At 61.0% G+C, this 26,669-nt stretch carries 10 protein-coding genes; 3 read left to right on the forward strand and 7 right to left on the reverse strand.

Annotated features, from left to right (window positions below; all coding sequences use genetic code 11):
• Positions 1-71 precede the first annotated feature (71 nt).
• Positions 72-1,952 (forward strand): methyl-accepting chemotaxis protein, encoded by a 1,881-nt coding sequence (locus tag AB7M22_RS27695; RefSeq protein WP_454188381.1) that lies wholly within the window; start codon positions 72-74, stop codon positions 1,950-1,952.
• A gap of 135 nt (positions 1,953-2,087) precedes the next feature.
• On the opposite strand, the gene AB7M22_RS27700 is transcribed toward AB7M22_RS27695, so the two are convergent.
• The 5 genes from AB7M22_RS27700 to AB7M22_RS27720 form a co-directional block, all read right to left on the reverse strand.
• Positions 2,088-2,558, reverse strand: coding sequence for an SRPBCC family protein (locus AB7M22_RS27700; RefSeq protein ID WP_454188382.1), 471 nt, complete (start codon positions 2,556-2,558; stop codon positions 2,088-2,090).
• A gap of 29 nt (positions 2,559-2,587) precedes the next feature.
• Positions 2,588-6,019 (reverse strand): non-ribosomal peptide synthetase, encoded by a 3,432-nt coding sequence (locus tag AB7M22_RS27705; RefSeq protein ID WP_454188383.1) that lies wholly within the window; start codon positions 6,017-6,019, stop codon positions 2,588-2,590.
• 10 nt (positions 6,020-6,029) lie between these two features.
• Entirely contained in the window at positions 6,030-6,962 is a 933-nt protein-coding gene (locus AB7M22_RS27710; RefSeq protein WP_454188384.1) for a diiron oxygenase, read from the reverse strand.
• Complete coding sequence (locus AB7M22_RS27715) at positions 6,959-7,735, reverse strand: DUF3050 domain-containing protein (RefSeq protein WP_454188385.1); 777 nt, start codon at positions 7,733-7,735, stop codon at positions 6,959-6,961. The genes AB7M22_RS27710 and AB7M22_RS27715 overlap by 4 nt, the downstream gene beginning before the upstream one ends.
• A 685-nt stretch (positions 7,736-8,420) precedes the next feature.
• A complete protein-coding gene (locus AB7M22_RS27720; protein ID WP_454188386.1) occupies positions 8,421-9,113 on the reverse strand; it encodes a GntR family transcriptional regulator in 693 nt (230 codons plus the stop codon).
• Between the two features lie 263 nt (positions 9,114-9,376).
• Between AB7M22_RS27720 and lapG the strand changes: the two genes are divergently transcribed.
• Together lapG and lapD are read left to right on the forward strand one after the other, a co-directional pair.
• Positions 9,377-10,069, forward strand: coding sequence for a cysteine protease LapG (gene lapG / locus AB7M22_RS27725; RefSeq protein WP_454188387.1), 693 nt, complete (start codon positions 9,377-9,379; stop codon positions 10,067-10,069).
• Between the two features lie 14 nt (positions 10,070-10,083).
• Complete coding sequence (gene lapD / locus AB7M22_RS27730; protein ID WP_454188388.1) at positions 10,084-12,030, forward strand: cyclic di-GMP receptor LapD; 1,947 nt, start codon at positions 10,084-10,086, stop codon at positions 12,028-12,030.
• Between the two features lie 678 nt (positions 12,031-12,708).
• On the opposite strand, the gene AB7M22_RS27735 is transcribed toward lapD, so the two are convergent.
• Positions 12,709-13,047, reverse strand: a complete 339-nt coding sequence (locus AB7M22_RS27735; protein WP_008005691.1) for a hypothetical protein — start codon at positions 13,045-13,047, stop codon at positions 12,709-12,711.
• 147 nt (positions 13,048-13,194) lie between these two features.
• Entirely contained in the window at positions 13,195-26,424 is a 13,230-nt protein-coding gene (locus AB7M22_RS27740) for a retention module-containing protein (RefSeq protein ID WP_454188389.1), read from the reverse strand.
• Between the last annotated feature and the right edge of the window lie 245 nt (positions 26,425-26,669).

Genomic DNA, 26,669 nt, shown 5'->3' on the forward strand with positions numbered 1-26,669 from the left:
CGTCTGCGCGGTTACATGGAATGTTGCAACCCGGAACGCATCCCCACTTTTTGCATAAGAAGTCCCATGAAATGAATCTCAAGTTCAGCCATAAAATCCTGCTGGCCGCTTCAGGCGTCGTGGTGCTGGCTTTTGCGTTGTTCACTTTGTACAACGACTATCTGCAGCGAAACACCATCCGACAAAACCTCGAGTCATCTGTTGAGCAAGCCGGCGAGCTGACCGCCAGCAGCGTGCAGAATTGGATGAGCGGCCGCGTGCTGGTCCTGGAAAACCTCGCGCAGAACGTCGCTCATCAAGGCGCCAATGCCGATCTGCCGGGACTGGTCGATCAACCCGCCCTCACCTCTAACTTCCAGTTCACCTACGTCGGGCAGGCCAATGGTGTGTTCACCCAGCGCCCTGACGCGAAGATGCCGGACGGCTACGATCCGCGTCAGCGGCCTTGGTACAAGCAAGCTGTGGTCGCCGACAAGACCATGCTGACCCCGCCTTACATGGCAGCGGTCGGCGGGTTGGTGGTGACCATCGCCATGCCGGTGAAAAAGCAAGGCGAACTGCTGGGCGTTGTTGGCGGTGACCTGAGTCTGGAAACCCTGGTGAAGATCATCAACTCGGTGGACTTCGGTGGTATCGGTCACGCGTTCCTCGTCAGCGCCGACGGTCAGGTAATCGTCAGCCCGGACAAGGATCAGGTGATGAAGAACCTGAAAGACATCTATCCGGGTTCCAGTGTCCGTATCGGGAAAGGCAATCAGGAAGTAGAACTGAACAAGCAGGACCGCATCCTCTCGTTCACGCCGGTGAGTGGTTTGCCAAATGCCGAGTGGTACATCGGTCTGTCGATCGACAAGGCCAAGGCCTACGCACCACTGAGCCAGTTCCGCACCTCGGCGCTGATCGCGATGTTCATCGCTGTGACCGCCATTGCAGTACTGCTGAGTCTGCTGATTAACGTGCTGATGCGTCCGCTGACCACGATGGGTCGTGCGATGCAGGACATCGCCCAGGGCGAGGGCGACCTGACCCGTCGTCTGGTCGTAGAAAGCAAAGATGAGTTCGGCGAGTTGGGCGGCTCCTTCAACCAGTTCGTGGAGCGTATTCACGCGTCGATTTGCGAAGTGTCCTCGGCGACCCGTCAGGTTCATGACCTGTCGCAACGGGTGATGGCATCGTCCAACGCTTCGATCATCGGCTCCGACGAACAAAGCGCCCGCACCAACAGCGTGGCCGCGGCGATCAACCAATTGGGCGCCGCCACCCAGGAAATCGCCCGCAACGCCGCCGATGCTTCGCAACACGCCAGCGGTGCGAGTGAGCAGGCCGATGACGGTCGTCAGGTGGTGGAAAAAACCATCCTGGCCATGACCGAGCTGTCGCAGAAAATCAGCCTGTCCTGCACGCAGATCGAAACCCTGAACGCGAGCACCGACAACATCGGGCACATTCTCGATGTGATCAAAGGCATCTCCCAGCAGACCAATTTGCTGGCGCTCAACGCGGCCATCGAAGCGGCCCGTGCCGGTGAGGCCGGTCGTGGTTTTGCGGTGGTGGCGGACGAGGTGCGTAACCTTGCTCATCGCACCCAGGAATCGGCGGAAGAGATCCACAAGATGATCAGCTCGCTGCAGATCGGTTCTCGCGAAGCGGTGACCACGATGAATGCCAGTCAGGCATCCAGCGAGCAGAGTGTCGAAGTGGCGAACCAGGCCGGCCTGCGTCTGGTCAGCGTGACCCAGCGCATCGGCGAAATCGACGGCATGAACCAGTCGGTGGCCGCAGCGACCGAAGAGCAGACCGCCGTGGTGGAAACCCTCAACGTCGACGTCAACCAGATCAACCTGCTGAACCAGCAGAGCGTGGCCAACCTCAATGAAACATTGAAGGATTGCGATGCGTTGTCTCAGCAGGCCAATCGGTTGAAGCAGTTGGTTGATAGTTTCAAGATCTGATTGAGTTCAGTTGAACCGCGTTATCGTTCAATCGCGGGCAAGCCCGCTCCCACATGGTTTGTGTCGTACACACATCCCCTGTGGGAGCGGGCTTGCCCGCGATAGCGGTAGATCAGTCACCGCTAGAACGAAGCCTTAAGCAAATAGCTTCAACACATTCCCCATCGCATCATCGGTAAACCCCTGAAGGAAATCCTTGAACCCCGGCAGGGCTTGCTCACCGCCCTGAGCCGGTTCGGCGATGATGGTCCAGATTGCCCGCGACTTGTCTGCGCCGATGGATTCCACCCTCATCGCCGCCCACAAATTGCCGATGCCCAAGGTGTTGTAGATGAGGGTCCAGGTCATGTTCAGTGCCTGGTCGTCCCGAGAGTTGAGCTGCTCGACCACCAGGTGGTTGTCGTCCTTGAAGAATTTCTTGCGCAGCGACGACACGCCTTCGCCCGTCATCTCGATGTGCGACAGCGCCGGAATGAACCGATCGAAGCCGGCAAAGTTACCGACCACCGCCCAGACCTGTGCCGCATCGGCCGGTACGTCCACCGAAGACACAACGTGGCAGCCGTGAGGATTTTTGATCAGGGTATCGGGTTGCAGAGTATTCATGGTTTTGCTCCGTGCAGGGTTAGGGTGAATCAGATGAAGTTGATTTCTTTGAGGTAGTCGCAGCCGCGCCGCAGCAGCGCCGGGGATTTTTCCGGGTAATGCGCGCCCATCTGCCGTACGCCCGCTTGGGCGTTGTCGTGGCCGATCATCGAGATGTCGCCGATGTCTTCTTCGAAGCCGTTGAGGTAGAAACCCAGCACGCCAAATAGCGCGTTATCGCTATCGACGCGGCCCAGTTGCTGCTGCCAGTCAGCGACGCTGACCATGGCGAACTCCCGGCCGGCCTCGCGAAATGACGCCACGTAGCAATCCCAGCTCAGCGGCTCGGGGTTGTGCAGGTTGAACACCGCTTTTTCGGCCTGGTAACGGCTGGCGTGGAAGGCGATGAAACGGGCAAGAAAATCCACCGGCATCAGGTCAAAGTTCAGCGCGAACTCCGGCACCTGACCGAGCTGAATCGAACCCTTGAGCATCAACATCAAGCGATTCTTGTGGGGCTGGCAGACGCCAGTGAGGCTGTTGAAACTGATGTTGCCGGGCCGAAAAAGATTGACCCGCACCCCACGCTCCCGCGCCCGCTCGAGGATCCGCTCGCCGACCCATTTGGACAGGTTGTAGCCATTCTTAATGTAGATCGGCGGTGTCTGCGCGGCGGGCAATTCCAGAACCCGGCCATCGTCGGAGATCGTGCTGGAAGCCGAGAGTGTCGAGACGAAGTTGAAGATCTTCTTGCTGCGCCCTTCACACAGGCGCAGGCACTCGAAAATCGGCTCGACGTTATCCCGCGCCAACGACTCGTAATCGAGGACATGATTGACGTTGGCAGCGTTGTGCACCAGCGCGCCGAAGGTGCGGTCAATGTGCGCGTAAACGTCGTCCGGCAAACCCAATTGCGGTTGGGTGATGTCGGCGGCGTAAACGCTGACCCGGCTCAGGTCCAGGTGGGTGAGACGGTTATCCCGCAGGGCCTGGGCGAAACGTTCGGCCGCGCTTTGTCCGCCGGATTCGCGCACCAGGCACGCGACCTCGGTGGCGCCCCAGGCCAGCAAAGCCTCGACGATATGTACCCCGAGAAAACTGTTGGCACCGGTCACCAGCACCTTATGCACGTCACCGCACTGGCTGATCGGCAGCGGATCGAGGTTGAGTTCGGCTGCGGCATCGATGAAGGCTTTGGGGCTGAGGGGCGATGCATCGCTTTGCTCGGGCCCCTCGAGCAGTTTCGCAAGGGTGAGCAGCGTGGGCGCTTCGATGAAGCGATTGATCGACAGACTGCGGCCGAACGCCTGGCGGATGCTCAGCAGCAGCTGTGACAGCAGGATCGAATGCCCGCCCAGGTTGAAGAAGCTCTCGTCGGTGGCAATGTCCTCGACCGGCAGCTCAAGCAACTCGGACCACAGCTGGCGCAACTGCATCTGCAGCGGGGTCTGCGGCTGGCGCCGCTGGCTAGCGACTTGGGCCTGTATTGATGTCGCGAGCAGAGCCCGGCGATCGACCTTGCCGTTGCTGGTGAAGGGCAGGTGCGGCAGTTCAATGTAGGCGCCGGGGTGCATGTAGCCGGGCAGCGCGTTTTGCACATGCTCGCGCAAGGCCTGCAGGGCGGTACCGGGCCGGTCCTCCCTGGGGTGAACCAGGTACGCCAGGATCCGCCGCCGTTCATCGATCACCACCGCCACCTGACGAAACAGATGGCTTTCGCGCAGGCACTGCTCGATTTCCTCGGGCTCGACCCGAAAGCCTCGGATCTTCACCTGGTTATCACGACGGCCACTCAGTTCGATCCCCCCGTCGGTCCACTGGCCGATATCACCAGTGCGATAAACTCGCAGCCTTTGCCCGTCGGGCAGCGTCAGGTTGAGGTAGCGCGCCGCGGTCAACGCCGGATCGTTCAGATAACCCACGCCGACGCCCGGCCCGGCGATATACAGCTCGCCGGGTGTGCCTTGGGGCACTGGTTGCAGTTGCTCATCCAGGATCAGCAGCTGGGCATTGGCGATGGGGACACCGAGGTTGCGATTGCTGTCACCGACGCAAAATTGCCGTGTTGTGGCTAACACTGTGGTTTCGGTCGGGCCATAAATATTGTGGAATCGACATTGTGGTGCGAGCTGTTCAATCACGAACGGCTCGCAGACATCGCCGCCGGTAATCAAGTGCTCAAGGCCCAGCGGTGTTTCCAGCGGCATGACGCTCAGCAGCGCCGGCGGCAGGAAGGCGTGGGTCACTTGCTGCCCGCGAATCAACTCGACCAATTGCTGTGGATCGCGGCGCTGGTCGTCGCTGGGCACCACCAGTCGCGCGCCTTGGATAAAAGCCGGCAGGATATCCAGCAGCGACGCGTCGAAATTGATCGTGGAAAACTGCAAAGCCCGACTGCTGTGCTGCAATCCCACGTGGTCGGCGTACCAGGCACAGAAATGGCTGAGGTTGCGATGGCTGAGCAACACGCCTTTGGGCTGGCCGGTGGTGCCGGAGGTGTAGATCGCCACGGCGGGTTCGTCGATGTTCACCGTGCGGCGGATCAGTGAGGCCGGGAGGCCGGGCTTGAGCAAAGGCAGCCGGCGGACGTCCAGCGTCGGCAACGACACGTCGCCCAGATCGCTGTCGCCGTCATGCAACAGCAGGTCCGCGTTGGCGCTCTCCAGGATGAAGCGCCGACGTTGCGCCGGATGCTGCGGGTCCAGCGGCAGGTACACCGCACCGCAACCGAGCACCGCCAGAATCGCCGCGTACAGTTGCGGCGACTTGGGCAGGCTCACGCCGATTACCACCGGGCGGTCGGTTGCGCCGCGATGGCGCAGCACCTCCAGCATCGGTTGTTGCAAGCTCAGCGCCAGGCTGCGTAAGGACTTGTAATCGACGAGCAAACCATCGACCCACAGGGCCGGTTGCGTCGCGTCATCGAGCATGCGCTGCTCAATGCCATGCATCACCGGCACTTGGGCGGCGGCCAGCAGCCACGGCACCACAGGCGCATTGAGGCGGTGCTCGAAGGCCAGCATCTCCAGTGCATCTAGCCCATGCAATAGTGGGTCGGCAGCGCCGACCTCCACCGTGGGCCAGTGATCGAAACAGGTCTCGTCCCGAGAGAGCTGGCTGACCAGCCGTGCGCCGCTTTCGACTACCGCTGCCAGTGTGCGCAGGCGCAGGGACTGGCCGTTGCCGCAGCTCTCAGGAGCGATAACCTGCCGCAATAACAGTCGCTGCGCACCGTCGCGAAAAACCACCACCGGCTGCGGCAACACCTCATCTGGCAGGGCATCAAGTGCCACGCGTACCTCCAGGCGAGATCGAGCCTGGAGGGCGCAAGGCGCCGTCCCGTCGTCGATTAACAAATCCACTGGACCGTGACTGGCCGGCGATTCAAGACGCACGACAGCATGGCCGTGCAGTTCAAGTTCAAGGGTCAGATCAGCCATTGCCTGGCTGCTGCCAGACACTGCAATTTCAAGGCGTCTCATGGGCGGGTCCTCAAGGAGTCAGGTAATCGGCCAGGGCGTCGCGCACGCAGGGGGACGCGAGCATCGAGCTGCTGCGAAAGAAGCGCGTGATATTGCCCACCAGCGGATGAAATCGATTGATGGGATAAGTCAGCGCACTGGCGTCTTCGCGCAGTGACTGGCGCACCGATTCGTCGACGGACAGGTGGGCGATCAGCTCGAAATCGAACGCCCGCTGCAGATCGCTCGCCAAGTACTGGGCGATGAACCCCGGCATCAATCGCGCAATTGCATGGCGGTCCTCTTCGGCGGCGGTGCTCCAGTAAATCTGCACCAGCCGCGTCCAGAAACCGGCGTGACGCCCCTCGTCCATAAGGTGGTCGGCCATCAAACCCTTGATCGAAGCCTTGACCGAATCGTCCCGGGCGAAGGCAGCCACTTCATGGGTCACGGTGTTTTCGGCAATGGCGATGCAGATCAGCTCTACGGCGCTGAGCAGGTGTTCCGGTGCCTGGGCCAGCGTCGCCGGTATCGCGCGGCTGAGTTCGATCTGCATTGGCAGCGGGATCGGTGCGATGCCGGTCATATCGATGGTCTGCTGCATGAAATCCATTGCCACCAGTGCGTGGTAATCCTCGTCCACCACGACCGTCATCGCGTCGTAGCGGCAGGCGAACGGGAACTCAATGCCGAAGCTGTTCTTGGCGATGCGGCGGGCGGTGTTGTCCACCAGCTCAGTCTCGAAAATCACGACGTCGTTGATGAACTTGTAAAGGCTCTGCACCAGCACGAAATCGCGCAACTGCGGACAGTGACTGAGAAAGGTCTGGCTGTGCACCAGGGGCTGGCGGCTCATGGGAAAGATCAGCTTGTCATCGTCTTCGACCCGGCGCCGTGGTCGGGTGCGGATCGTGGCGCGGCTTTCCCAGGCGTCAGCGAAGGATTGGTAGTGGACGGCGTTCATGGCGTCACCTGCGCAACCGGTTGGGCCATGCTCTGACGCAAGCCGTCCCACAGCGCGATACGGCTGTCGACGGCGGCGAGAGCGGCGGCGAGGACATCGGTTTCGCGTTGCGGATCGCCATTGATCAGACGCGCCAGCAGTTTTTCCGCCGCCGGGCCGTGGTCTTCGGAATCGACTTCAATATGCCGTTGCAGGTAGTAACGAAACGTCGGGGCTTGATCCAGGCCAATACCCCAGGCATCCAGCATGCGCTGGAACATCTGCGGAATGACGCTCTCGCGACCATGCACGAACGCGGCAGCCACACTGTGCGCCGGGGCGTGCAGGGCGGTGTGCAGGGTCTGGCGGACGAACTGTGCCGCCGCCGGTTCGACCTCGACACTGTCCAGCGCGGTCTGGGGGCTTACGCCTTCCTGCTGCAGCGTGATGAATCGCTTGATGGCCCGGGTGTCCGCGCCGACCTCCTGCATGGCATCCAGATACAATTCGAAGTGACTGCAAAACCCTGCCCCGGGGCGGTCATCCGACTCCTCGCCCAGCACGATTTCGTTGATCAGGCGTGCAGCCTGCGGGTCCGCCGGCGGTAGCCAAGGCAGGTGCACACAGGTCAACTCCCGTTGCAGGCGTTTGGTCAGCGACATGAAGTCCCACACCGCGAAAACATGGCTTTCCATAAAACGGCGCAATAGATTGATTGATGTTATTTCGGAAAAAACCGGGTGTTGGCCAAGTTCGCGTTTTTTCAGAAAAAGTTGTTCGCTGGTTGGTTGCATTGGAACGTCCTCATCAATGATTTTCTCGGCTAGGATCCCCGCTTTTTTTATAAAGGTGAGCGGGTGCCTGAACCGAAGTCCATGTAATACCTAAGTTACTTAAGTGTTCGCTTTGAATGCGTTGTGTCGCTCTGTAAGCCTTGCTCGTTAAGCCTTTTAAGCAATCAGAAACGATCGATAACGGTTCGGCGAATAAAAAACTAATACACGAAACAAGTAGGCGGCAAGCATTTTTTTATTTATTTAAAGTTGGGTATTTATTGGGCGCGAGGAAGTTTATTAAAACTTCTGATGTAAGTTTTATTTGGGCGAAGAGGCTCCTTCCGATTGTATTTATCAGAATTTAATAGGTTGAGTGAATGCCTCACTCGGAGCACTTCAGGGAACGGGAAATTAAGAAGTTGATGTTTTATGGGAGGGATGTCGGTCGGACCTCCGATCATCCCGCCTGCTGGGCGACGCTCCTTGCGTAATGGCTTCGACTCGCCTGGTTTACAGTCAGGCGCTGACTTCTTTTGGTCTGTTTGAATCGACAAATGCAAGAGTGAGCCTAAATCAATGGCAGTGCCATTGAACTGATGGCAGCGACGGGCGCGGACACGGCTTCGCCGCGCCAGGCAAGAGCGGAGATGGGGAGGGAGAATGTGTAAGAAAGTGATACGCCGGTCAGGTCACCGGCGAGCGGTCAACGGTTCGGCTGTTGTTCCAGATACCGACGCATGGTGGCGGAGGCCTTTTCCAGGTGACGCTCCAGCAAGGCAGTCGCTTTATCGATGTCTTTGGCCCTCGCGGCCTCGAGCAGTGCGCGATGGTCGTCTTGGGTGAGTTTACCCAGCCCCATGGACGACAGATGAAAGCGCAGGAAGCGCTCTTCTTCATTGAGCTCCCGCTCGATCAGGTCCAGGAGCTTGCGGTTAGGCGCCTTGTGGTAAAGCGACATGTGAAACAGCCGATTGAGCTTGCCGATTTCAGAGTAATCGGTTTGCGCTTCCAGTTGCTCGATGTACTGGGCCGACAGCGCCAGGTCGCTGGCATCGAGCAGCGGAATGGACAAGCGCAAAGCGAAAGACTCCAGGACCGAGCGCAAGGCGTAGGTCTCGACCGCATCGTTGTTGATCAGCGGGGCCACCACAGCGCCCTTGTGCTGGACCACATTGAGCAGTGATTGTGCCTCCAGTTGGCGCAATGCCTCGCGCACCGGCATGCGGCTCACGCCAAACAGGTCAGCCAATTCCTGCTGGCGCAGAGCGGTGCCCCAAGGCAGGCGACCGTCGAGAATGGCCGCGCGCAGGGTTTCTTCGATCACCGAGCGTGCCAGATGAGCGGGAATTGGCCCGTTGACCTTGATGCTGCTGAGAGGGTTGGGCTTTTTTGTCACAACAAACGCACCCCGACTGGCTGAAAAATCTGGATCCAAATGGACACTAGTGACTGCCTGACGGGTTGTCAAACGGTCAAAATAGAGCAGTCTTCGCCAGCTCGGATTTCGGCGCAGGAGCTGCCGACGGCTGCGATCTCTTTCTATTGCACCCGCTCTATAAAGTTTAGCGTGTCGCCAGTGATCTCACCGTGCCATTGTCTTTTAGCAGGCTAACCTTCACCATCAAGCGCTTTCCACCTGCCTGATCTGGATGCCTCGCATTGGCGGTACGTTTCGCGATCCCTCGGACTTTGCGCTGGCTAGGCTGCGCACTGCTGCTGGCCGGCGTCATGCTGGGCGGGCTGCATGCCGATTGGGATTTTTCGCTGATCAGCCGTCGCGCGCAGGCGTTGTACGGGCCATTGGGTGAAGGGCGGCAGCGCATCGATGCCTGGCAGCAGTTGCTGGCCACGCAAAAGCAGGTCGGCGAGCTGGAACAGCTCAACGTGGTCAACCGGTTCTTCAACAAGCAGATGCGCTACGAAGAAGACATCGACCTGTGGCACGAGGTCGATTATTGGGAAACGCCGATCGAAGCCTTGTGGAAAGGCGCCGGCGACTGCGAAGACTACGCTATCGCCAAGTATTTCAGCCTGCGCCATCTCGGTGTCTCCAGTGACAAGCTGCGCATCACCTACGTCAAGGCTTTGCGCCTGAACCGCGCGCACATGGTCCTGACCTACTATTCGAGCCCCGAGGCCATGCCTTTGGTGCTCGACAGCCTGATCGACGCGATCAAGCCCGCCAACCAGCGAACCGATTTGCTGCCGGTCTACTCTTTCAATGCCGAAGGGCTGTGGCTGCCGGGTGCCAAGGGCAACAAAAAGGTCGGAGACACCAAACGCCTGTCCCGCTGGCAGGATGTGTTGAAGAAAATGCAGGCCGAAGGTTTTCCGGTCGAGACGACTAACTAGGAGCACGCGCTCAGATGTCTTTGTTCAAACAGCTGTTGATCGCTATCTGTCTGTTCCTGGTGGTCGCCTTCACCGGCAGCTTCATGGTCAGTCTGGAAAGCTCGCGTACCCAGTACGTCAACCAGTTGCGCTCCCACGCCCAGGACGCCGCGACGGCATTGGCGCTGTCCCTGACGCCGAACATCGACGACCCGGCGATGGTCGAGTTGCTGGTCAGTTCGATCTTCGACAGCGGTTATTACGCGAGCATCCGTGTGGTCGATCTGGCCAACGACAAGACGATTGTCGAGCGCAGCGGCATCCCGGCGGTCACCAACGTGCCGGACTGGTTCGTCAAACTGATCGGCCTGGAACCGGCCGGTGGCGACGCCCTTGTCAGCCGAGGCTGGGAGCAGGCCGCGCGGGTCGAGGTGGTCAGCCATCCGATGTTCGCGTTGGCCAAGTTGTGGCAGAGCGCGTTGGGCAGCCTTGGTTGGTTGCTGATCTGCGGTGCGGTGAGTGCGGTGCTGGGCGCGCTGTTGCTACGCCGGCAACTGAAGCCGCTGGATTACATGGTCAAGCAATCCCACGCCATTGCTCGCCGCGAATTCCTCAGCCTGCCGGAACTGCCACGTACTCCGGAACTGCGCCGGGTGGTGCAGGCGATGAACCAGATGGTCGAGAAGCTCAAGGCGCTGTTTCAGGAGCAGGCCGAACGCAGTGAAAAACTTCGGGCCGAATCCTATCAGGACAACCTGACCGGCCTGGCCAACCGGCGCTATTTCGAAATGCAATTGAACGCGCGAGTGAGCAATGCCGAGCAGGCCAGTTCCGGTTATTTGCTGCTGCTGCGGGTCAAGGATCTGGCTGGTTTGAACCAGCGGCTGGGTGGTCAGCGCACCGATGAATTGTTGAAAGCGGTGGGCGAGCAGTTGTCCCGGGAGTGCGCCAAGTACCCGGAAACCCAGAACCTCGTCACGCGCGTTCGTGGCGGTGAGTTCGCCGTGCTGGCGCCGGGGCTGGTGCGCGAAGAAGCGCTGCAACTGGCGAGTAACCTCGACAGCGCCTTGGCGAGCCTGCATGCGACGGGCGCCACGGACGTGGCGTCGGTGGCTTCGATCGGGCTGGCGCCGTTTGCCCATGGCGACTCGCCGCAAGCAGTGATCGGGTTGGCGGATCAGGCGTTGGCCCAGGCGGAAAGTCAGGGTGAACCAAGCTGGGCGTGCCTCGATCACAGTGCATCGGCCCGGGTTGGCGATGACCACCATGCCTGGCACACCTTGCTGGATCAGGCGCTGAATCAGCAGCGTTTCGAGCTGTACTTCCAGCCGGTGGTGGCCAGCCACGACACGCAGGTGGTGCTGCATTACAAAGTGCTGTCGCGCCTGCTCGATGAGCAGGACCAGACCATTCCCGCCGGGCGTTTCCTGCCGTGGCTCGAGCGTTTTGGCTGGACCGCGCGGCTGGACCGTTTGATGCTGGAACTGGTGCTTGAGCAGATGGCCGAGCATGAAGAGTCACTGGCGCTGAACCTGTCTTCGGCAACGCTGGCGGATCCGCAGGCGCTGAACGCGGTGTTCGAGATACTGCGTCAGCATTCAAATCTCGGGGAACGATTGACCCTGGAAATCGGCGAAGAGCAATTGCCCGAGCAGGCGGTGCTGGAACAGCTGACGCGGCGTTTGCGCGAACTTGGGTTCTCGCTGAGTCTGCAACGATTTGGTGGGCGCTTCAGCATGATCGGCAACCTGGCGCGGCTGGGGTTGGCGTATCTGAAGATTGACGGCAGTTACATCCGGGCGATTGATCAGGAGAGCGACAAGCGCCTGTTCATCGAGGCGATTCAGCGGGCAGCGCACAGCATTGATTTGCCGTTGATTGCCGAGCGGGTCGAGACCGAAGGGGAGTTGTCGGTGATTCGTGAGATGGGGTTGTATGGGGTTCAGGGGCAGTTGTTTGGTGAGCCTAAGCCTTGGCAGTGAGGCTTTTGAGTTAAGTCGTCAGTGAATCCGTCTTCGCGGGCAAGCCTCGCTCCTACAGGGCGGATGACAACGCACCATCGCATGAACCAACACAACCCCCGTAGGAGCGAGGCTTGCCCGCGAAGGCGTCAGCACAGGCGCCAGAAAAATCCGATAGCAAGATCCTAGGAGATTTCCTTCAAGTTGTAGCGGTGTTGGTGAACTTGTTCCGGCTGGAATCCAAGGCTAGTCTGGCCTTGTCACTGAATAATCGGTGACACGGACGTGCAAGTCCGACCAAACTGTTTAGGTAGCGTGCTGCCATTCCTCTCAATGAGCATTTCGATGTTCACTGCTTTATGGCGGCTGCGCGCAGGAGATCCTCGGATCTGCTGGGTGTCCTAAACAGTCCCGGTCTTGCACACCTGCGCACGGCCGCCACCCTATTCGCGTGCAAGCGAACGGTGACGGCTCCAACGGAGCGGGCGCTGGATCACCTTGAATCGCCGCAGATGCAGGCTCGGGCCGAGGTTTAGCGTGAGGTAGCACAGATGATCGTTCCCACGCTCTGCGTGGGAATGCAGCCCGTGACGCTCCGCGTCACAATGGTGCCTGGCGCAACGTCGGCGGTGGGGCTGGAACGCGGAGCGTCCCATGAGGCATTCCCACGCAGAGCGTGGGAACGATCGGCGTCGGGTGTTAGATCAACCCGGTCTCATCATCATCGATCAACTGGCTCAACCCGCCCAATGCTTCACGGGCCTGGGTCCGGTCCATCAGCTTGGCTTGCGCGGCGGCCGGCAGGTCGGTGACGCGGATCACGCCTTTTTGGGTCAATACCTGAATCAAGTCGTCGAGTACCCGGATCATTTCCAGGTCGCTCTGCTTGAGCTGCTTGAGGCTGGTTTCAACCACTTCGTGGGCATACCAGGCCTGGATTTCATGGTGATCGGCCGGCAGCGTTTCCGTGGCCTCGGCGTAGGCCGTGGCTTCCACGCGCACCAACTGACCTTGCGCATCGCGTTGCACGTAAAACATTGAGCATCCCTCGGAAATGGACCAGCGTCGTGCTGTCAGCAGCATAGGCCAACGTCGGCGAGTATGCGGTGTGACGACGAAATCGTCACCCGTGAGGTGGACGCAAACGTGACGGCCGCCCGGTCTGGGCGGCCGTCAGTTCGCGGATCAGCTGTTGTTGTGGTCGATCTTGATGGTCGGATCACTGCCGGCGATCAACGAGTTGATGCTGGCGCTGGACCAATTGTTACCTTCCAGTTTGATCGTCACGTCCGGGGTGGCCGCTGCAGCGTCGGCGCCGTTGAACTTGCCGGCGGAGCTGACTTGCAGGGACGACACGCCATCCAAGGTGGTGATCTTCAGGAAGTTGTCGATGGTGCTGCCGCTTTCGCCCTGCAACAGATCACGCAGGTCGATGCGGTCGCCTTCGCTGGCCTTGAAGTCCTTGATCACGTCGCTGCCGGTATCGCCAGCCTTCCAGATGAAGGTGTCGGCACCCGAACCGCCAATCAGAATGTCGTTGCCTTGACCACCGATCAACGAGTCATTGCCGCTGCCGCCGAGCAGGATGTCATTGCCCTTGCCGCCGTCGAGCAGGTCGTTGCCACCCTGGCCGAATAGAATGTCGTTGCCCGCGCCACCCAGCAGCGTGTCGTTACCATCGTGGGCGCCAGATACGTCGAACTCGGTGTAGTGCTCGGTGATGTACTGGTGCACGTTGCTGGTGGTGACTTTGCTGACGTCGACGCCGGTCTGCTGGGCCACGAACGCCTGCATGGCCTGATAACCCTCACCGGCAACGCCGTTGAAGCTCACCAGATCGCCGAACAGCAGGTCGTTGCCGTCGCCGCCGCTGACCGTGTCGGCACCTGGCATCGTCGCTTCGGTATGGCCGATGATCGAGTTGGCCAGGTCTTTCGGGTCGATGTTGGTTTGTGGCGTTTGATCCGAGTCGTACGGCTTGAGGTCGCCGAGGGTAACGTCCTTGTTCAGGCCGATCGCTTCTACTGTCGACACGTTGTTCAGCAGTGCAAAACTGTCAGTGGAGTTGTCGATGGCGTTGGAGCCGGTGCTACTGCCGTTGCCATCGCGATAGGACAGCTCGTAGGTGCCGTTACCCTCGGCATGAAGGGTGCCCAGTTCAGAACTGTTCCAGTGCCCCGAGTTTTTCTGAGTCTGCAGCGTGACGTTGCCGGCGCTGTCGATGGTCAGGTAGTGAGTGCTGTCCAGGTAGCCGGAATAAGTCTGCCCCAACTTGTAATTGGTGGTGGTGATGACGTCATCGAGCTTCACATTGCCGTACAAGGTCGGGTTGGTCTGCTCACCGTTCTGGTAGTAGGTCGGCTTGCCGTCGGTGATGAAGTACGTGAGGTTCTTCGCGCCGGTGTTGGCCAGCGCGTCGGCACTCTGGAACCAGTTGGCCGTGGTTTTGAACACGTCCTCGTAGTTGGTGCCGCCGCCGGACGACATCGAGTCCAGTACCGACTTGAGCAAGGTCAGTGCGTTCGGGTCATTCAGGTTCACCGACACCGACTTGTTGACCTGGGTATCGAAGTCCACCAGGAAGATTTTCACCGTCCCGGAGTTACCGCCCATGCTTTGCTTGAGGGTGTTGAATACCGCGGTTAGCGAATCCTTGGCGGCGCTGATCGAAGAAGTGCTCATGCTGCCCGAGCTGTCGACCATGAATGCGATGTTGTAGTTGGTGCCCGGCACCACGGTCAGCCCGCCGATGTCCGCGACCATGATGTCGTTGCCATCGGTGCCGGTGATGGTGTCGTCGGCCGCTGTGGCGGTGGTGGCGTTGTAAACCGCCGGGTACACCGTGACCGGGATCTGCGCGGTACTCAGTGCCGAACCGCCTTGGGCTTCGGTGGACGTCGATGTCACGGTCAGGGTGAACTGACCGTTGTAGTACGGCGGCGGAGTAACGGTCAGCGTGCCGAGGTTCCAGCCGGTGACGTTGGCTTCACCGTTGGTGGTGGTGAAGGTGTGGCCCGCGCCATCGCTGAGCACCGAACCCGACGGCATGCCGCTGATCTTCACGCTCAGGCTTTCGGAGCCGTCGGTGTCGGTCAGTGCCGTTTTGATCGCGGACAGGTGAACGCTGGTGCCTTCGGCGCCTTCGTTGAGTTTGTAGCCGTCGTAGTAGCCTTCGCCATTGGTGCCGTGCAGGTCGGACACTGTCACGCCAGAAGCGGCCAGATCCGACACGCCAGTGTACAGCGGTACGTCGGCACTGCTCAGGTCGACCGCCGCGCCGCCGTTGACCGACAGGTTGACGTCATAGCTGCCCGGGCCACTCTGGTTGTGGTGGTAAATGTCCAGGGTGTAGTAACCGCTGGTGGTCGGGGTGTACGAACCGTTCAGACTGCCGCCTGCGCCCCACGTGGTGGCGGCCACGTTTTTACCGCCGATGGTCACCAACAGGCTGTCGTCACCGGTACCGCTGAAGGTGTATGTCTTGCCGGCTTCGAGGTAAATCAGCCCGGACGTTTTCGAGGCAGTGCCAGCGGTGACGCTGCCGTTGGACTGTACATTGGTCACAGTGCTGCTGGAGTTTGGGGTGCCTGCGGCGTCGATGACCGATTTCAGTGTATCGGTAGCCGCGCCGCTGCCATTGGTGCCGAGGCCCGACAGACCGGTCCAGACTTCCTTGATCAGGCCGGTGGACTTGACGCTGTTGTCCGCGACGCTCAGGGATGGCGCGTCGGCAACCGGTGTGATGTCGATTTTCACCGTGCCGGTGTTGCCCAGCAGTTGACCGTCGGTTGGCTGGAACTTGATCTGCGCGTAGTCCGCCTGTTTGTTGCCCACGCCGGTGCCGCCGTAGCCATCGACGCCCGATTCGTTGGCATCTGGCGTGAAGCGCAACTTGCCGGCGTCGATGTCGGCCTTGCTGACGGTCTGGTTGGTCGCCACGTCTTTCCAGGTCGCACCGTCCAGGTACTGCAACTTGCCGTCGCCCGGCAGCTGAGTGATTTTCACCCCCAGGTTGGCAGCAGGGCTGTCGACATCGCTGACGCCGAAGGTCGACCAGCCGAGAATCAGCGGGGTGTCTTCGGTGCCGGTGACGTTAACCGGTGCGGCGGTTGGCGCGTCGTTCACAGCCACCACGTTGACAGTGGTGGTTGCGGTGTTGGAGTAGTTGCTGCCATCGGTCACCGTCACCGTGATGATCCGCGGCACGGTGCTCGGATCTTCACTGCTGTTGGTGAAGCTGATGTTTTTGATCTGCTGCATGTAATCGGCCAGCGTCGCGTTGCCCGACAGGGTCAGGGTGACCGTGCCGTCCTGGCTGTTGGCGTTGATGCTGATGCCATTGACGCTATTGCCCAGGTTCAGCGCGTCACCCGGCTGACGGTTGGTCAGCACGATGGTCGCGCCGGTCAGCATCGTGCTGTCCGGGTCGGTGATTTTCAGGTCGGTGTCGCCAATCGAGACGCCCTGGCCGGTAGTGCCTTCGGTGAAGGTCACGTTGTAGTTGGCCCCGGTGGCGCCGCTGGAGTTGTTGGCGTCCAGGTCGAGGACCGGCGCGGCGTCGTTGTCGGTGATCGAGGTGTTGACGCTGCCGTTGGAAGCGCTGACCGCGAGGTTTTCGAAGTTGCCGCCGGTGGCCGAGTCGATCTTGACCACGAAGTTCTCGGTGCCTTCGGTGAGCTTGTCGTCCAGCGTCGCGACGTTGAAGCTCGCGCTGCTGGCGCCCGCCGGGATTTTCACGGTGTACACGCCGGTGAAGTCCGAACCGTCGGCGGCGGTGCCGCTGTAGACGATTTTCAGGGTTACTTCGGTCTGCGCCGGGTGGGTCAGGCTGACGGTGTAGCTGGCGGTCTGGCCTTCGGTGACCGAGGTGTTGCCGTTGATGCTGACTTCGGTTTTGTCGATCGTGTCGGTGACAGTCGTGACCGCAGCGGTATTGCTGGTGACCAGGTTCTCGAAGTTGCCGCCGGTGGTGCCAGTGATGGTTGCCTGGACAGTGCCGGCGTCTTTGTAGACGTCGTCCTTCGGCGCATCGACAGTCACGGTGCCAGTGGTTTTGCCGGCGTCGATGGTGATCACGGCGCCATTGCTCAACGTCACGGTCACTGGAGTGCCGGCGGCGTTGGTCAGGGTCGCGGTGTAAATGATCTGGCTACCTTCGGCGACCGAGTTGGTCGCGCTCAGGCTGAGGTTGGTGGTGTCGACGGTGTCGGTCACGGTGGTGCTGACCGGCGTTTTATCCGCCACCAGGTTCTCGTAGTTACCGCCGCTGACGCTGGTGATCGAGTTGGTCAGCGGAGCATGGCCAGCCAAGGCATCGTTCGGTGTGGTGGTGGTCACGGTACCGGTGGTTTTACCGACTTCGATGGTGATCGTCTGACCGTTGGCCAAGGACACGGTGACCGGGCTGCCCGTCACGGGCGCACCGACAGTCGCGGTGTAAGTGACGGTGCCGCCTTCAGTTGCCGAAGCGGTGGCGTTCAGGGTGACGGTCGAGGTGTCGATGGTATCGGTGATGCTGGTTACTGCTGGAGCAGTGCTTGGCACCAGGTTCTCGAAGTTGCCACCGGTGGCGGTAGAGATGGTTGCCTGGACAGTGCCGGCGTCTTTGTAGACGTCGTCCTTCGGTGCATCGACGGTCACGGAGCCGGTGGTTTTACCTGCTTCGATGGTGATGACGGCGCCGTTGCTCAGGGTGACGGTGACCGGTGTGCCGGCGGCATTGGTCAGGGTCGCGGTGTAGGTGATCTGGCCGCCTTCATCCACGGTGCCGGTCGCGGTCAGCGACAGGTTGGTGGTGTCCGCGGTATCGGCCACCGAGGTGTCGGCCGACTTGCCGTCGACTTCCAGCTTTTCGTAGTTGCCGCCCTTGGCATCGTCGATCTTCACGCTCAGGGAGCCGCCGCCGGCCAATGCATCGTTTGGCGCGGTGAAGTTCACGCTGGCGCTGCTCGAGCCGACCGGGATGGTAATGGTCTGGCCGTTGGACAGGGTGACAACCACTGGCGAACCGGTGACCGGTGCGCTGACAGACGCGGTGTAAACCACGGTGCCGCCTTCGGCGACGGTGGACGTCGCGGTCAGGTTGACCGTCGTAGTGTCGATGGTATCGGTCACATCGGTGACCGCCGCCGCTGGGCTGGTGGCCAGATTTTCGAAGTTGCCGCCTGCAGCATCCTTGATAGTCACTTCGACTTTGCCGGCGTCTTTGTAGACATCGTCCTTTGGCGCATCGACGGTCACGGAACCGCTGGTCGCACCGGCGGCGATGGTGATGATTGCACCGTTGCTCAACGTGACGGTGACCGGAGTGCCGGCGGTGTTGGTCAGGGTGGCGGTGTAAACGATGGAGCCGCCTTCAGCCACGGAGTCCGTCGCGCTCAAGCTGAGGGTCGTGGTTTCTGGAGTATCGGTCACCGAGGTGTCCGCCGACTTGCCGTCGATCTCCAGTTTTTCGTAGTTGCCGCCCTTGGCGTCGTCGATCTTGACGCTCAGGGAACCGCCACCGGCCAACGCATCGTTCGGCGCGGTGAAGTTCACGCTGGCGCTGCTTGAGCCGACCGGGATGGTGATGGTCTGGCCGTTGGATAGGGTCACAACGACTGGCGAACCGGTGACTGGTGCGCTGACGGACGCGGTGTAAACCACCGTACCGCCTTCAGCCACAGCGCTGGTCGCAGTGAGGTTCACCGTCGAAGTATCGATGGTGTCAGTCACGTCAGTGACCGCTGCTGCCGGATTGGTCGCCAGGTTTTCAAAGTTGCCGCCTGCGGCGTCCTTGATGGTGACTTCGACCTTGCCGGCATCTTTGTAAACGTCGTCTTTTGGTGCATCGACGGTCACGGAGCCGGTAGTCGCACCGGCGGCGATGGTGATGATCGCGCCGTTGCTTAGCGTGACGGTCACGGGTGTGCCGGCGGCGTTGGTCAGGGTGGCGGTGTAAACAATGGAACCGCCTTCAGCCACGGAGTCCGTCGCGCTCAAGCTGAGGGTCGTGGTTTCTGGAGTATCGGTCACCGAGGTGTCCGCCGACTTGCCGTCGATCTCCAGTTTTTCGTAGTTGCCGCCCTTGGCGTCGTCGATCTTGACGCTCAGGGAACCGCCACCGGCCAACGCATCGTTCGGCGCGGTGAAGTTCACGCTGGCGCTTCTTGAGCCGACCGGGATGGTGATGGTCTGGCCGTTGGATAGGGTCACAACGACTGGCGAACCGGTGACTGGTGCGCTGACGGACGCGGTGTAAACCACCGTACCGCCTTCAGCCACAGCGCTGGTCGCAGTGAGGTTCACCGTCGAAGTATCGATGGTGTCAGTCACGTCAGTGACCGCTGCTGCCGGATTGGTCGCCAGGTTTTCAAAGTTGCCGCCTGCGGCGTCCTTGATGGTGACTTCGACCTTGCCGGCATCTTTGTAAACGTCGTCTTTTGGTGCATCGACGGTCACGGAGCCGGTAGTCGCACCGGCGGCGATGGTGATGATCGCGCCGTTGCTTAGCGTGACGGTCACGGGTGTGCCGGCGGCGTTGGTCAGGGTGGCGGTGTAAACAATGGAACCGCCTTCAGCCACGGAGTCCGTCGCGCTCAAGCTGAGGGTCGTGGTTTCTGGAGTATCGGTCACCGAGGTGTCCGCCGACTTGCCGTCGATCTCCAGTTTTTCGTAGTTGCCGCCCTTGGCGTCGTCGATCTTGACGCTTAGCGAACCGCCACCGGCCAACGCATCGTTTGGCGCGGTGAAGTTCACGCTGGCGCTGCTCGAGCCGACCGGGATGGTAATGGTCTGGCCGTTGGACAGGGTGACAACCACTGGCGAACCGGTGACCGGTGCGCTGACAGACGCGGTGTAAACCACGGTGCCGCCTTCGGCGACGGTGGACGTCGCGGTCAGGTTGACCGTCGTAGTGTCGATGGTATCGGTCACATCGGTGACCGCCGCCGCTGGGCTGGTGGCCAGATTCTCGAAGTTGCCGCCTGCAGCATCCTTGATAGTCACTTCGACTTTGCCGGCGTCTTTGTAGACATCGTCCTTTGGTGCGTCGACGGTCACGGAGCCGGTAGTCGCACCGGCCGCGATGGTGATGATTGCACCGTTGCTCAACGTGACGGTGACCGGAGTGCCGGCGGCATTGGTCAGGGTCGCGGTGTAAACGATGGAACCGCCTTCAGCCACGGAGTCCGTCGCGCTCAAGCTGAGGGTCGTGGTTTCTGGAGTATCGGTCACCGAGGTGTCCGCCGACTTGCCGTCGATTTCCAGTTTCTCGTAATTACCGCCCTTCGCATCGTCGATCTTGACGCTCAGCGAGCCGCCACCGGCCAGTGCATCATTTGGCGCAACGAAGTTGACGGAACCGCTGCTTGAGCCGACCGCAATGGTGATGACCTGGCCGTTGGACAGGGTGACAACCACGGGCGAACCGGTAACTGGTGCCGAGACGGAGGCGGTGTAAACAACGGTCCCGCCTTCGGCCACACTCGAAGTCGCGGTCAGGTTGACCGTCGAGGTGTCGATGGTGTCAGTGATGTCGGTAACCGCAGCCGCCGGATTGGTGGCCAGGTTTTCAAAGTTGCCGCCTGCGGCGTCCTTGATCGTGACTTCGACTTGGCCAGCGTCTTTGTAGACGTCGTCTTTTGGCGCATCGACGGTCACGCTGCCCGTAGTCGCGCCGGCGGCGATGGTGATGACGGCACCGTTCGACAAGGTCACGATGACCGGTGTGCCGGCGGCGTTGGTCAGGCTCGCGGTGTAAACGATGGAACCGCCTTCTGCGACCGCGTCAGTCGCCGACAGGCTGAGGGTAGTGGTGTCCTGGGTATCGGTGATCGAGGTATCCGCCGACTTGCCGTCGACTTCCAGTTTCTCGTAGTTGCCACCTTTGGCATCGTCGATCTTCACGCTCAGGGAGCCGCCGCCAGCCAGGGCATCGTTCGGCGCAGTGAAGTTGACGCTGGCGCTGCTCGAGCCGACCGGGATGGTGATGGTCTGGCCGTTGGACAGGGTGACAACCACCGGCGAGCCGGTCACCGGCGCCGACACGGACGCGGTGTAAACCACGGTGCCGCCTTCGGCGACGGTAGACGTCGCGGTCAGGTTCACGGTCGAGGTGTCGAGGGTATCGGTCACATCGGTGACCGCCGCCGCTGGGCTTGTGGCCAGGTTTTCAAAGTTGCCGCCTGCGGCGTCCTTGATGGTGACTTCGACGGTGCCGGCGTCTTTGTAGACGTCGTCTTTTGGCGCATCGACGGTTACGGAACCGCTGGTGGCGCCGGCGGCGATGGTGATCACGGCACCGTTGCTCAGGGTGACGGTTACTGGCGTGCCTGCGGCGTTGGTCAAGGTCGCGGTGTAAACGATGGAGCCGCCTTCAGCGACCGAGTCAGTAGCGCTCAAGCTGAGGGTTGTGGTGTCTGCCGTATCGGTCACCGAGGTGTCCGCCGATTTGCCGTCGACTTCCAGCTTCTCGTAGTTGCCGCCCTTCGCATCGTCGATCTTGACGCTCAGGGAGGTGCCGCCAGCCAACGCATCGTTTGGTGCGGTGAAGTTGACGCTGGCGCTGCTCGAGCCGACCGGGATGGTGATGGTCTGGCCGTTCGACAGGGTCACAACCACTGGCGAACCGGTGACCGGTGCGCTGACGGAGGCGGTGTAAACCACAGTGCCGCCTTCGGCGACGGTGGACGTCGCGGTCAGGTTCACGGTTGAGGTGTCGAGGGTATCGGTCACCTCGGTAACCGCAGTCGCCGGGTTGGTCGCCAGGTTTTCGAAGTTGCCGCCCGCGGCGTCTTTGATGGTCACTTCAACTTGGCCGGCGTCTTTGTAGACGTCGTCTTTTGGCGCATCAACGGTTACGGAACCGGTATTCGCACCGGCCGCGATGGTGATGATCGCGCCGTTCGACAAGGTCACGGTGACCGGCGTGCCGGCGGCGTTGGTCAAGGTCGCGGTGTAGACGATGGAACCACCTTCGGCGACCGAATCTGTAGCGCTCAGGCTGAGGGTCGTGGTGTCCGCGGTGTCGGTAACCGAGGTATCTGCCGACTTGCCGTCGACTTCCAGCTTCTCGTAATTGCCGCCGGTAGCGCCGTCAATCTTGACGCTCAGGGAGCTGCCACCTGCCAGGGGGCTGTTTGGCGCGACAAAGTTCACGCTGCCGGTGGTTTCACCGATCGGGATGGTGATGATCTGACCGTTGGACAGGGTCACAACGACTGGCGAACCGGTGACCGGTGCGCTGACGGACGCGGTGTAGACCACGGTTTCGCCTTCGGCGACGTTCGCGGTGGCAGTCAGCGAAACAGTGCTGGTGTCGATGGTGTCGTTGACGGTGGTGACCGCCGGTGTATCGCTGGCGACCAGGTTCTCGAAATTGCCGCCGGTCGTGTCTTTGATGGTCGCTTCGACGGTACCAGCGTCTTTGTAGACGTCGTCCTTCGGTGCATCGACGGTCACGGAGCCGGTATTCGCACCGGCCGCGATGGTGATGATCGCGCCGTTCGACAAGGTCACGGTGACCGGCGTGCCGGCGGCGTTGGTCAAGGTCGCGGTGTAGACGATGGAACCACCTTCGGCGACCGAATCGGTAGCGCTCAGGCTGAGGGTAGTGGTGTCCGCGGTGTCGGTCACCGAGGTATCCGCCGACTTGCCGTCGACTTCCAGTTTTTCGTAATTGCCGCCGGTAGCGCCGTCAATCTTGACGCTCAGGGAGCTGCCACCTGCCAGGGGGCTGTTTGGCGCGACGAAGTTCACGCTGCCGGTGGTTTCACCGATCGGGATGGTGATGATCTGACCGTTGGACAGGGTCACAACCACCGGCGAACCGGTGACAGGTGCATTAACCGTCGCGGTGTAGACCACGGTTTCGCCTTCGGCGACGTTCGCGGTGGCAGTCAGCGAAACAGTGCTGGTGTCGATGGTGTCGTTAACGGTGGTGACCGCCGGGGTATCGCTGGCGACCAGGTTCTCGAAGTTGCCACCGGTCGCGTCTTTGATGGTTGCTTCGACAGTGCCGACGTCTTTGTAGACGTCGTCCTTTGGCGCATCGACGGTCACGGAACCGGTGGTTTTGCCCGCTTCGATGGTGATCACGGCGCCGTTGCTCAGGGTCACGGTGACCGGTGTGCCGGCCGCGTTGGTCAGAGTCGCGGTGTAGGTGATCTGGCCACCTTCATCCACCGAACCGCTGGCGGTCAGCGACAGGTTGGTGGTGTCCGGAGTATCAGTCACTGAGGTGTCGGCCGACTTGCCGTCGACCTCCAGCTTCTCGTAGTTGCCACCCTTCGCATCGTCGATCTTCACGCTCAGCGAGCTGCCACCGGCCAGCGCATCGTTTGGCGTAACGAAGTCGACAGAACCGCTGCTCGAGCCGACCGCAATTGTGATGGTCTGGCCGTTAGACAGGGTCACAACCACCGGCGAACCGGTCACTGGAGAAGTCACGGACGCGGTGTAAACCACGGTGCCGCCTTCGGCGACGCTCGAAGTGGCACTCAGCGAAACGGTGCTGGTATCGATGGTGTCGTTAACGGTGGTGACCGCCGGTGCATCGCTGGCGACCAGGTTTTCGAAACCGCCACCAGTCGCGTCTTTGATGGTTGCTTGGACGGTACCGGCGTCTTTGTAGACGTCGTCTTTTGGCGCATCGACGGTCACGGAGCCGGTAGTTTTACCCGCTTCGATGGTGATCACGGCGCCGTTCGACAGGGTCACGGTCACTGGTGTACCGGCCGCATTGGTCAGAGTTGCCGTGTAGGTGATCTGTCCGCCTTCATCCACGGCACCGGTCGCGGTCAGCGACAGGTTGGTGGTGTCCGCGGTATCGGTAACCGAGGTGTCCGCCGACTTGCCGTCGACTTCCAGCTTCTCGTAGTTACCACCTTTGGCGTCATTAATCTTGACGCTCAGGGAACCGCCGCCAGCCAGCGCATCGTTCGGCGCAGTGAAGTTGACGCTGGCGCTGCTTGAGCCGACCGGGATGGTGATGGTCTGGCCATTGGACAGAGTGACAACTACTGGCGAACCGGTGACCGGTGCGTTGACGGACGCGGTGTAAACCACGGTCCCGCCTTCAGCGACAGTAGACGTCGCGGTCAGATTCACGGTTGAAGTGTCGAGGGTGTCAGTCACCTCGGTGACCGCTGCCGCCGGGTCCGTCACCAGGTTCTCAAAGTTGCCACCGGCGGCGTCCGCGATGGTGACTTCGACCTTGCCGGCATCTTTATAAACATCATCGGCAGGCGCATCGACGCTCACGCTGCCGGTGGTCGCGCCAGCGGCGATGGTGATCACCGCGCCGTTGCTCAAGGTCACAGTGACCGGCGTACCGGCCGGATTGGTCAGCGTCGCGGTGTACAGAATCTGACCACCTTCGGCCACTTCGGTGGACGCCGACAGGCTCAGGCCGGTGTCGTCTTTCGAGTCGGTAATGGTGGTGAGCGCGGGCTCGCTGCTCGGGGTCAGTTGCTCGAAATTGCCGCCGGTGGTGCCGGTGATCGTAGTGCTGACGGTGCTGCCATTGTTGTAGACGTCGTTCGCAGAGGTATCGACAGTCACGCTGCCGGTGGTCTTGCCCGCTTCGATGGTAATGACCGAGCCGTTGCTCAAGGTCACAGTCATCGGCGTGCCGGCCGGGTTGGTCAGGGTGGCGGTGTAGGTGATCTGGCCGCCTTCGACGACGGTGCCGGTGGCACTGAGGCTCAGGCCGGTGTTGTCGATCGAGTCGGTGATGGTGGTGACGGCAGGCGTGGTGCTCGGTACCAGGTTCTCGAAGTTGCCGCCGGTAGCGCCAGTGATCGTAGTGCTGACGGTGCTGCCGTTGTTGTAGACGTCATTGGCCGGGGTGTCGACGTTCACGGAACCGGTGGTTTTACCGGCTTCGATGGTGATGGTCGAACCGTTGGACAGGGTCACGGTGACCGGCGTTTGCGCCGGGTTGGTCAGGGTTGCGGTGTAGGTGATCTGGCCACCTTCAGTGACACTGCCGGTGGCGGACAGGGTCAGGCCAGTGTCGTCGACCGAATCGGTAATGGTGGTGACAGCCGGAGTCGGGTTCGGTACCAGGTTCTCGAAGTTGCCGCCGGTAGCGCCAGTGATCGTGGTGCTGACGGTGCTGCCATTGTTGTAGACGTCATTGGCCGGCGTCGCAACGTTCACGCTGCCGGTGGTCTGGCCGGCATCGATGGTGATGGTCGAACCGTTGGACAGGGTGACGGTGACGGGTGTCTGCGCCGGGTTGGTCAGGGTCGCGGTGTAAGTAATCTGACCGCCTTCGGTGACGGTCGAGCCCGCCGTCAGCGTGACGGTGGTGGTGTCGGCGGAATCGGTAATGGTGGTGACGACCGGGGTTGGATTCGGCACTAGATTTTCGAAGTTGCCGCCAGTCGCGCCGGTAATGGTGGTGCTGACGGTACTGCCGTTGTTGTAGACGTCGTTGGCCGGCGTCGGAACGTTGACGCTGCCGGTGGTGTTGCCAGCGGCGATGGTGATGGTCGAACCGTTGGACAGAGTGACGGTGACCGGCGTCTGCGCCGGGTTGGTCAACGTCGCGGTGTAGGTGATCTGCCCGCCTTCGGTGACGGTCGAACCCGCTGACAGTGTGACGGTGGTGGTGTCGACGGTGTCGGTGACCTGGGTCACGGCCGGAGTAGTCGGCGGGGTGACCACTATACCGCTGCCGCCGGTGGTGCCGGTGACGGTCACGTTGATCTGGGTCGGATCGTTATAAACAGTGTCGTTCGGTGCCAGCGGAACGTTGACGGTGCCGGTGGTTTGACCGGCTGCAATCACGATCACCGAGCCGTTGGACAGGGTAATGGTCAGGTCGGTCAGCGGCGCCTGGGTCAGGGTAGCGGTGTAAACCAGCACGCCACCGGCCTCGGTGATGGTCGGCGTGGCGCTCAGGCTCAGGGTCGATTGGCGCAGGGCATTGGTGCTGGTATCGGCAGTCTGACCGCCGGTGGTGTCTTGTGTTGCCAGCGCGGCAGTGGCGAGACCCTCTGTCGGGAAGCCAATGGTTGGGTCGACCCGGGCAGCGGTTGCCTCCAGGGCCACGAAGCTGTGGCCACCACCGGCAGAGCCGCCCCCGCTCGCAGCCGTAGGGCCGGCCGCGGTGGCTTCAAGAGCGGTGGTCGGGTCGACGCCGGCGGCGATGGCTTGTTGCAATTCGTCAACCGATGGCGCGGCTTGTGCAGTGGCTTGCGCAAGGTTGGTGCTGGAATCCGGTTCGCTGCCGCTCCACTGAGTGTCGCGGCCCAGGTCCAGGGTGGGGCCATCAGCCAGTTCGAGCGTAATGGCGCCGGCGGCACCAGTGTCTACCTGATCGCCGACCAACAACCGGTCGCCTTCAACGAGTACGCGGCGGATGCCTTCTGGCGACACCGCGAAAACCTGACCAACAATGCTTTTGACGATGGCAACAACACTGCTCATTGAAGACTCTCCGGGTGTCACGTTCAGTTGACCTCCATGAACCGGTCAGCGTGTTCGCCGATCGGGGCTGGACGTACTTTCAAAATATTCGGTGCATAACTTTGACGCGTAATCGTCAATAATTTGGCTATATTTTTTCGAAATTAACTTTATGCCAAACTATTGACCTTATGGAAGCCATCCTAAACAATCGTCCAAGTAATGTCACATTGATATTTAAGCGGCGACCTGTCCTACAGTGTGTG

Source organism: Pseudomonas sp. ADAK2 TE3594, from assembly GCF_053628675.1.

What these genes read in the sequence shown, in the direction of transcription:
- AB7M22_RS27695 (WP_454188381.1), top strand. Translation starts at nt 72, where the DNA reads ATGAATCTCAAGTTCAGCCATAAAATCCTGCTGGCCGCTTCAGGCGTC.
- AB7M22_RS27700 (WP_454188382.1), bottom strand. Translation starts at nt 2,558, where the DNA reads ATGAATACTCTGCAACCCGATACCCTGATCAAAAATCCTCACGGCTGC.
- AB7M22_RS27705 (WP_454188383.1), bottom strand. Translation starts at nt 6,019, where the DNA reads ATGAGACGCCTTGAAATTGCAGTGTCTGGCAGCAGCCAGGCAATGGCT.
- AB7M22_RS27710 (WP_454188384.1), bottom strand. Translation starts at nt 6,962, where the DNA reads ATGAACGCCGTCCACTACCAATCCTTCGCTGACGCCTGGGAAAGCCGC.
- AB7M22_RS27715 (WP_454188385.1), bottom strand. Translation starts at nt 7,735, where the DNA reads ATGCAACCAACCAGCGAACAACTTTTTCTGAAAAAACGCGAACTTGGC.
- lapD (WP_454188388.1), top strand. Translation starts at nt 10,084, where the DNA reads ATGTCTTTGTTCAAACAGCTGTTGATCGCTATCTGTCTGTTCCTGGTG.
- AB7M22_RS27735 (WP_008005691.1), bottom strand. Translation starts at nt 13,047, where the DNA reads ATGTTTTACGTGCAACGCGATGCGCAAGGTCAGTTGGTGCGCGTGGAA.
- AB7M22_RS27740 (WP_454188389.1), bottom strand. Translation starts at nt 26,424, where the DNA reads ATGAGCAGTGTTGTTGCCATCGTCAAAAGCATTGTTGGTCAGGTTTTC.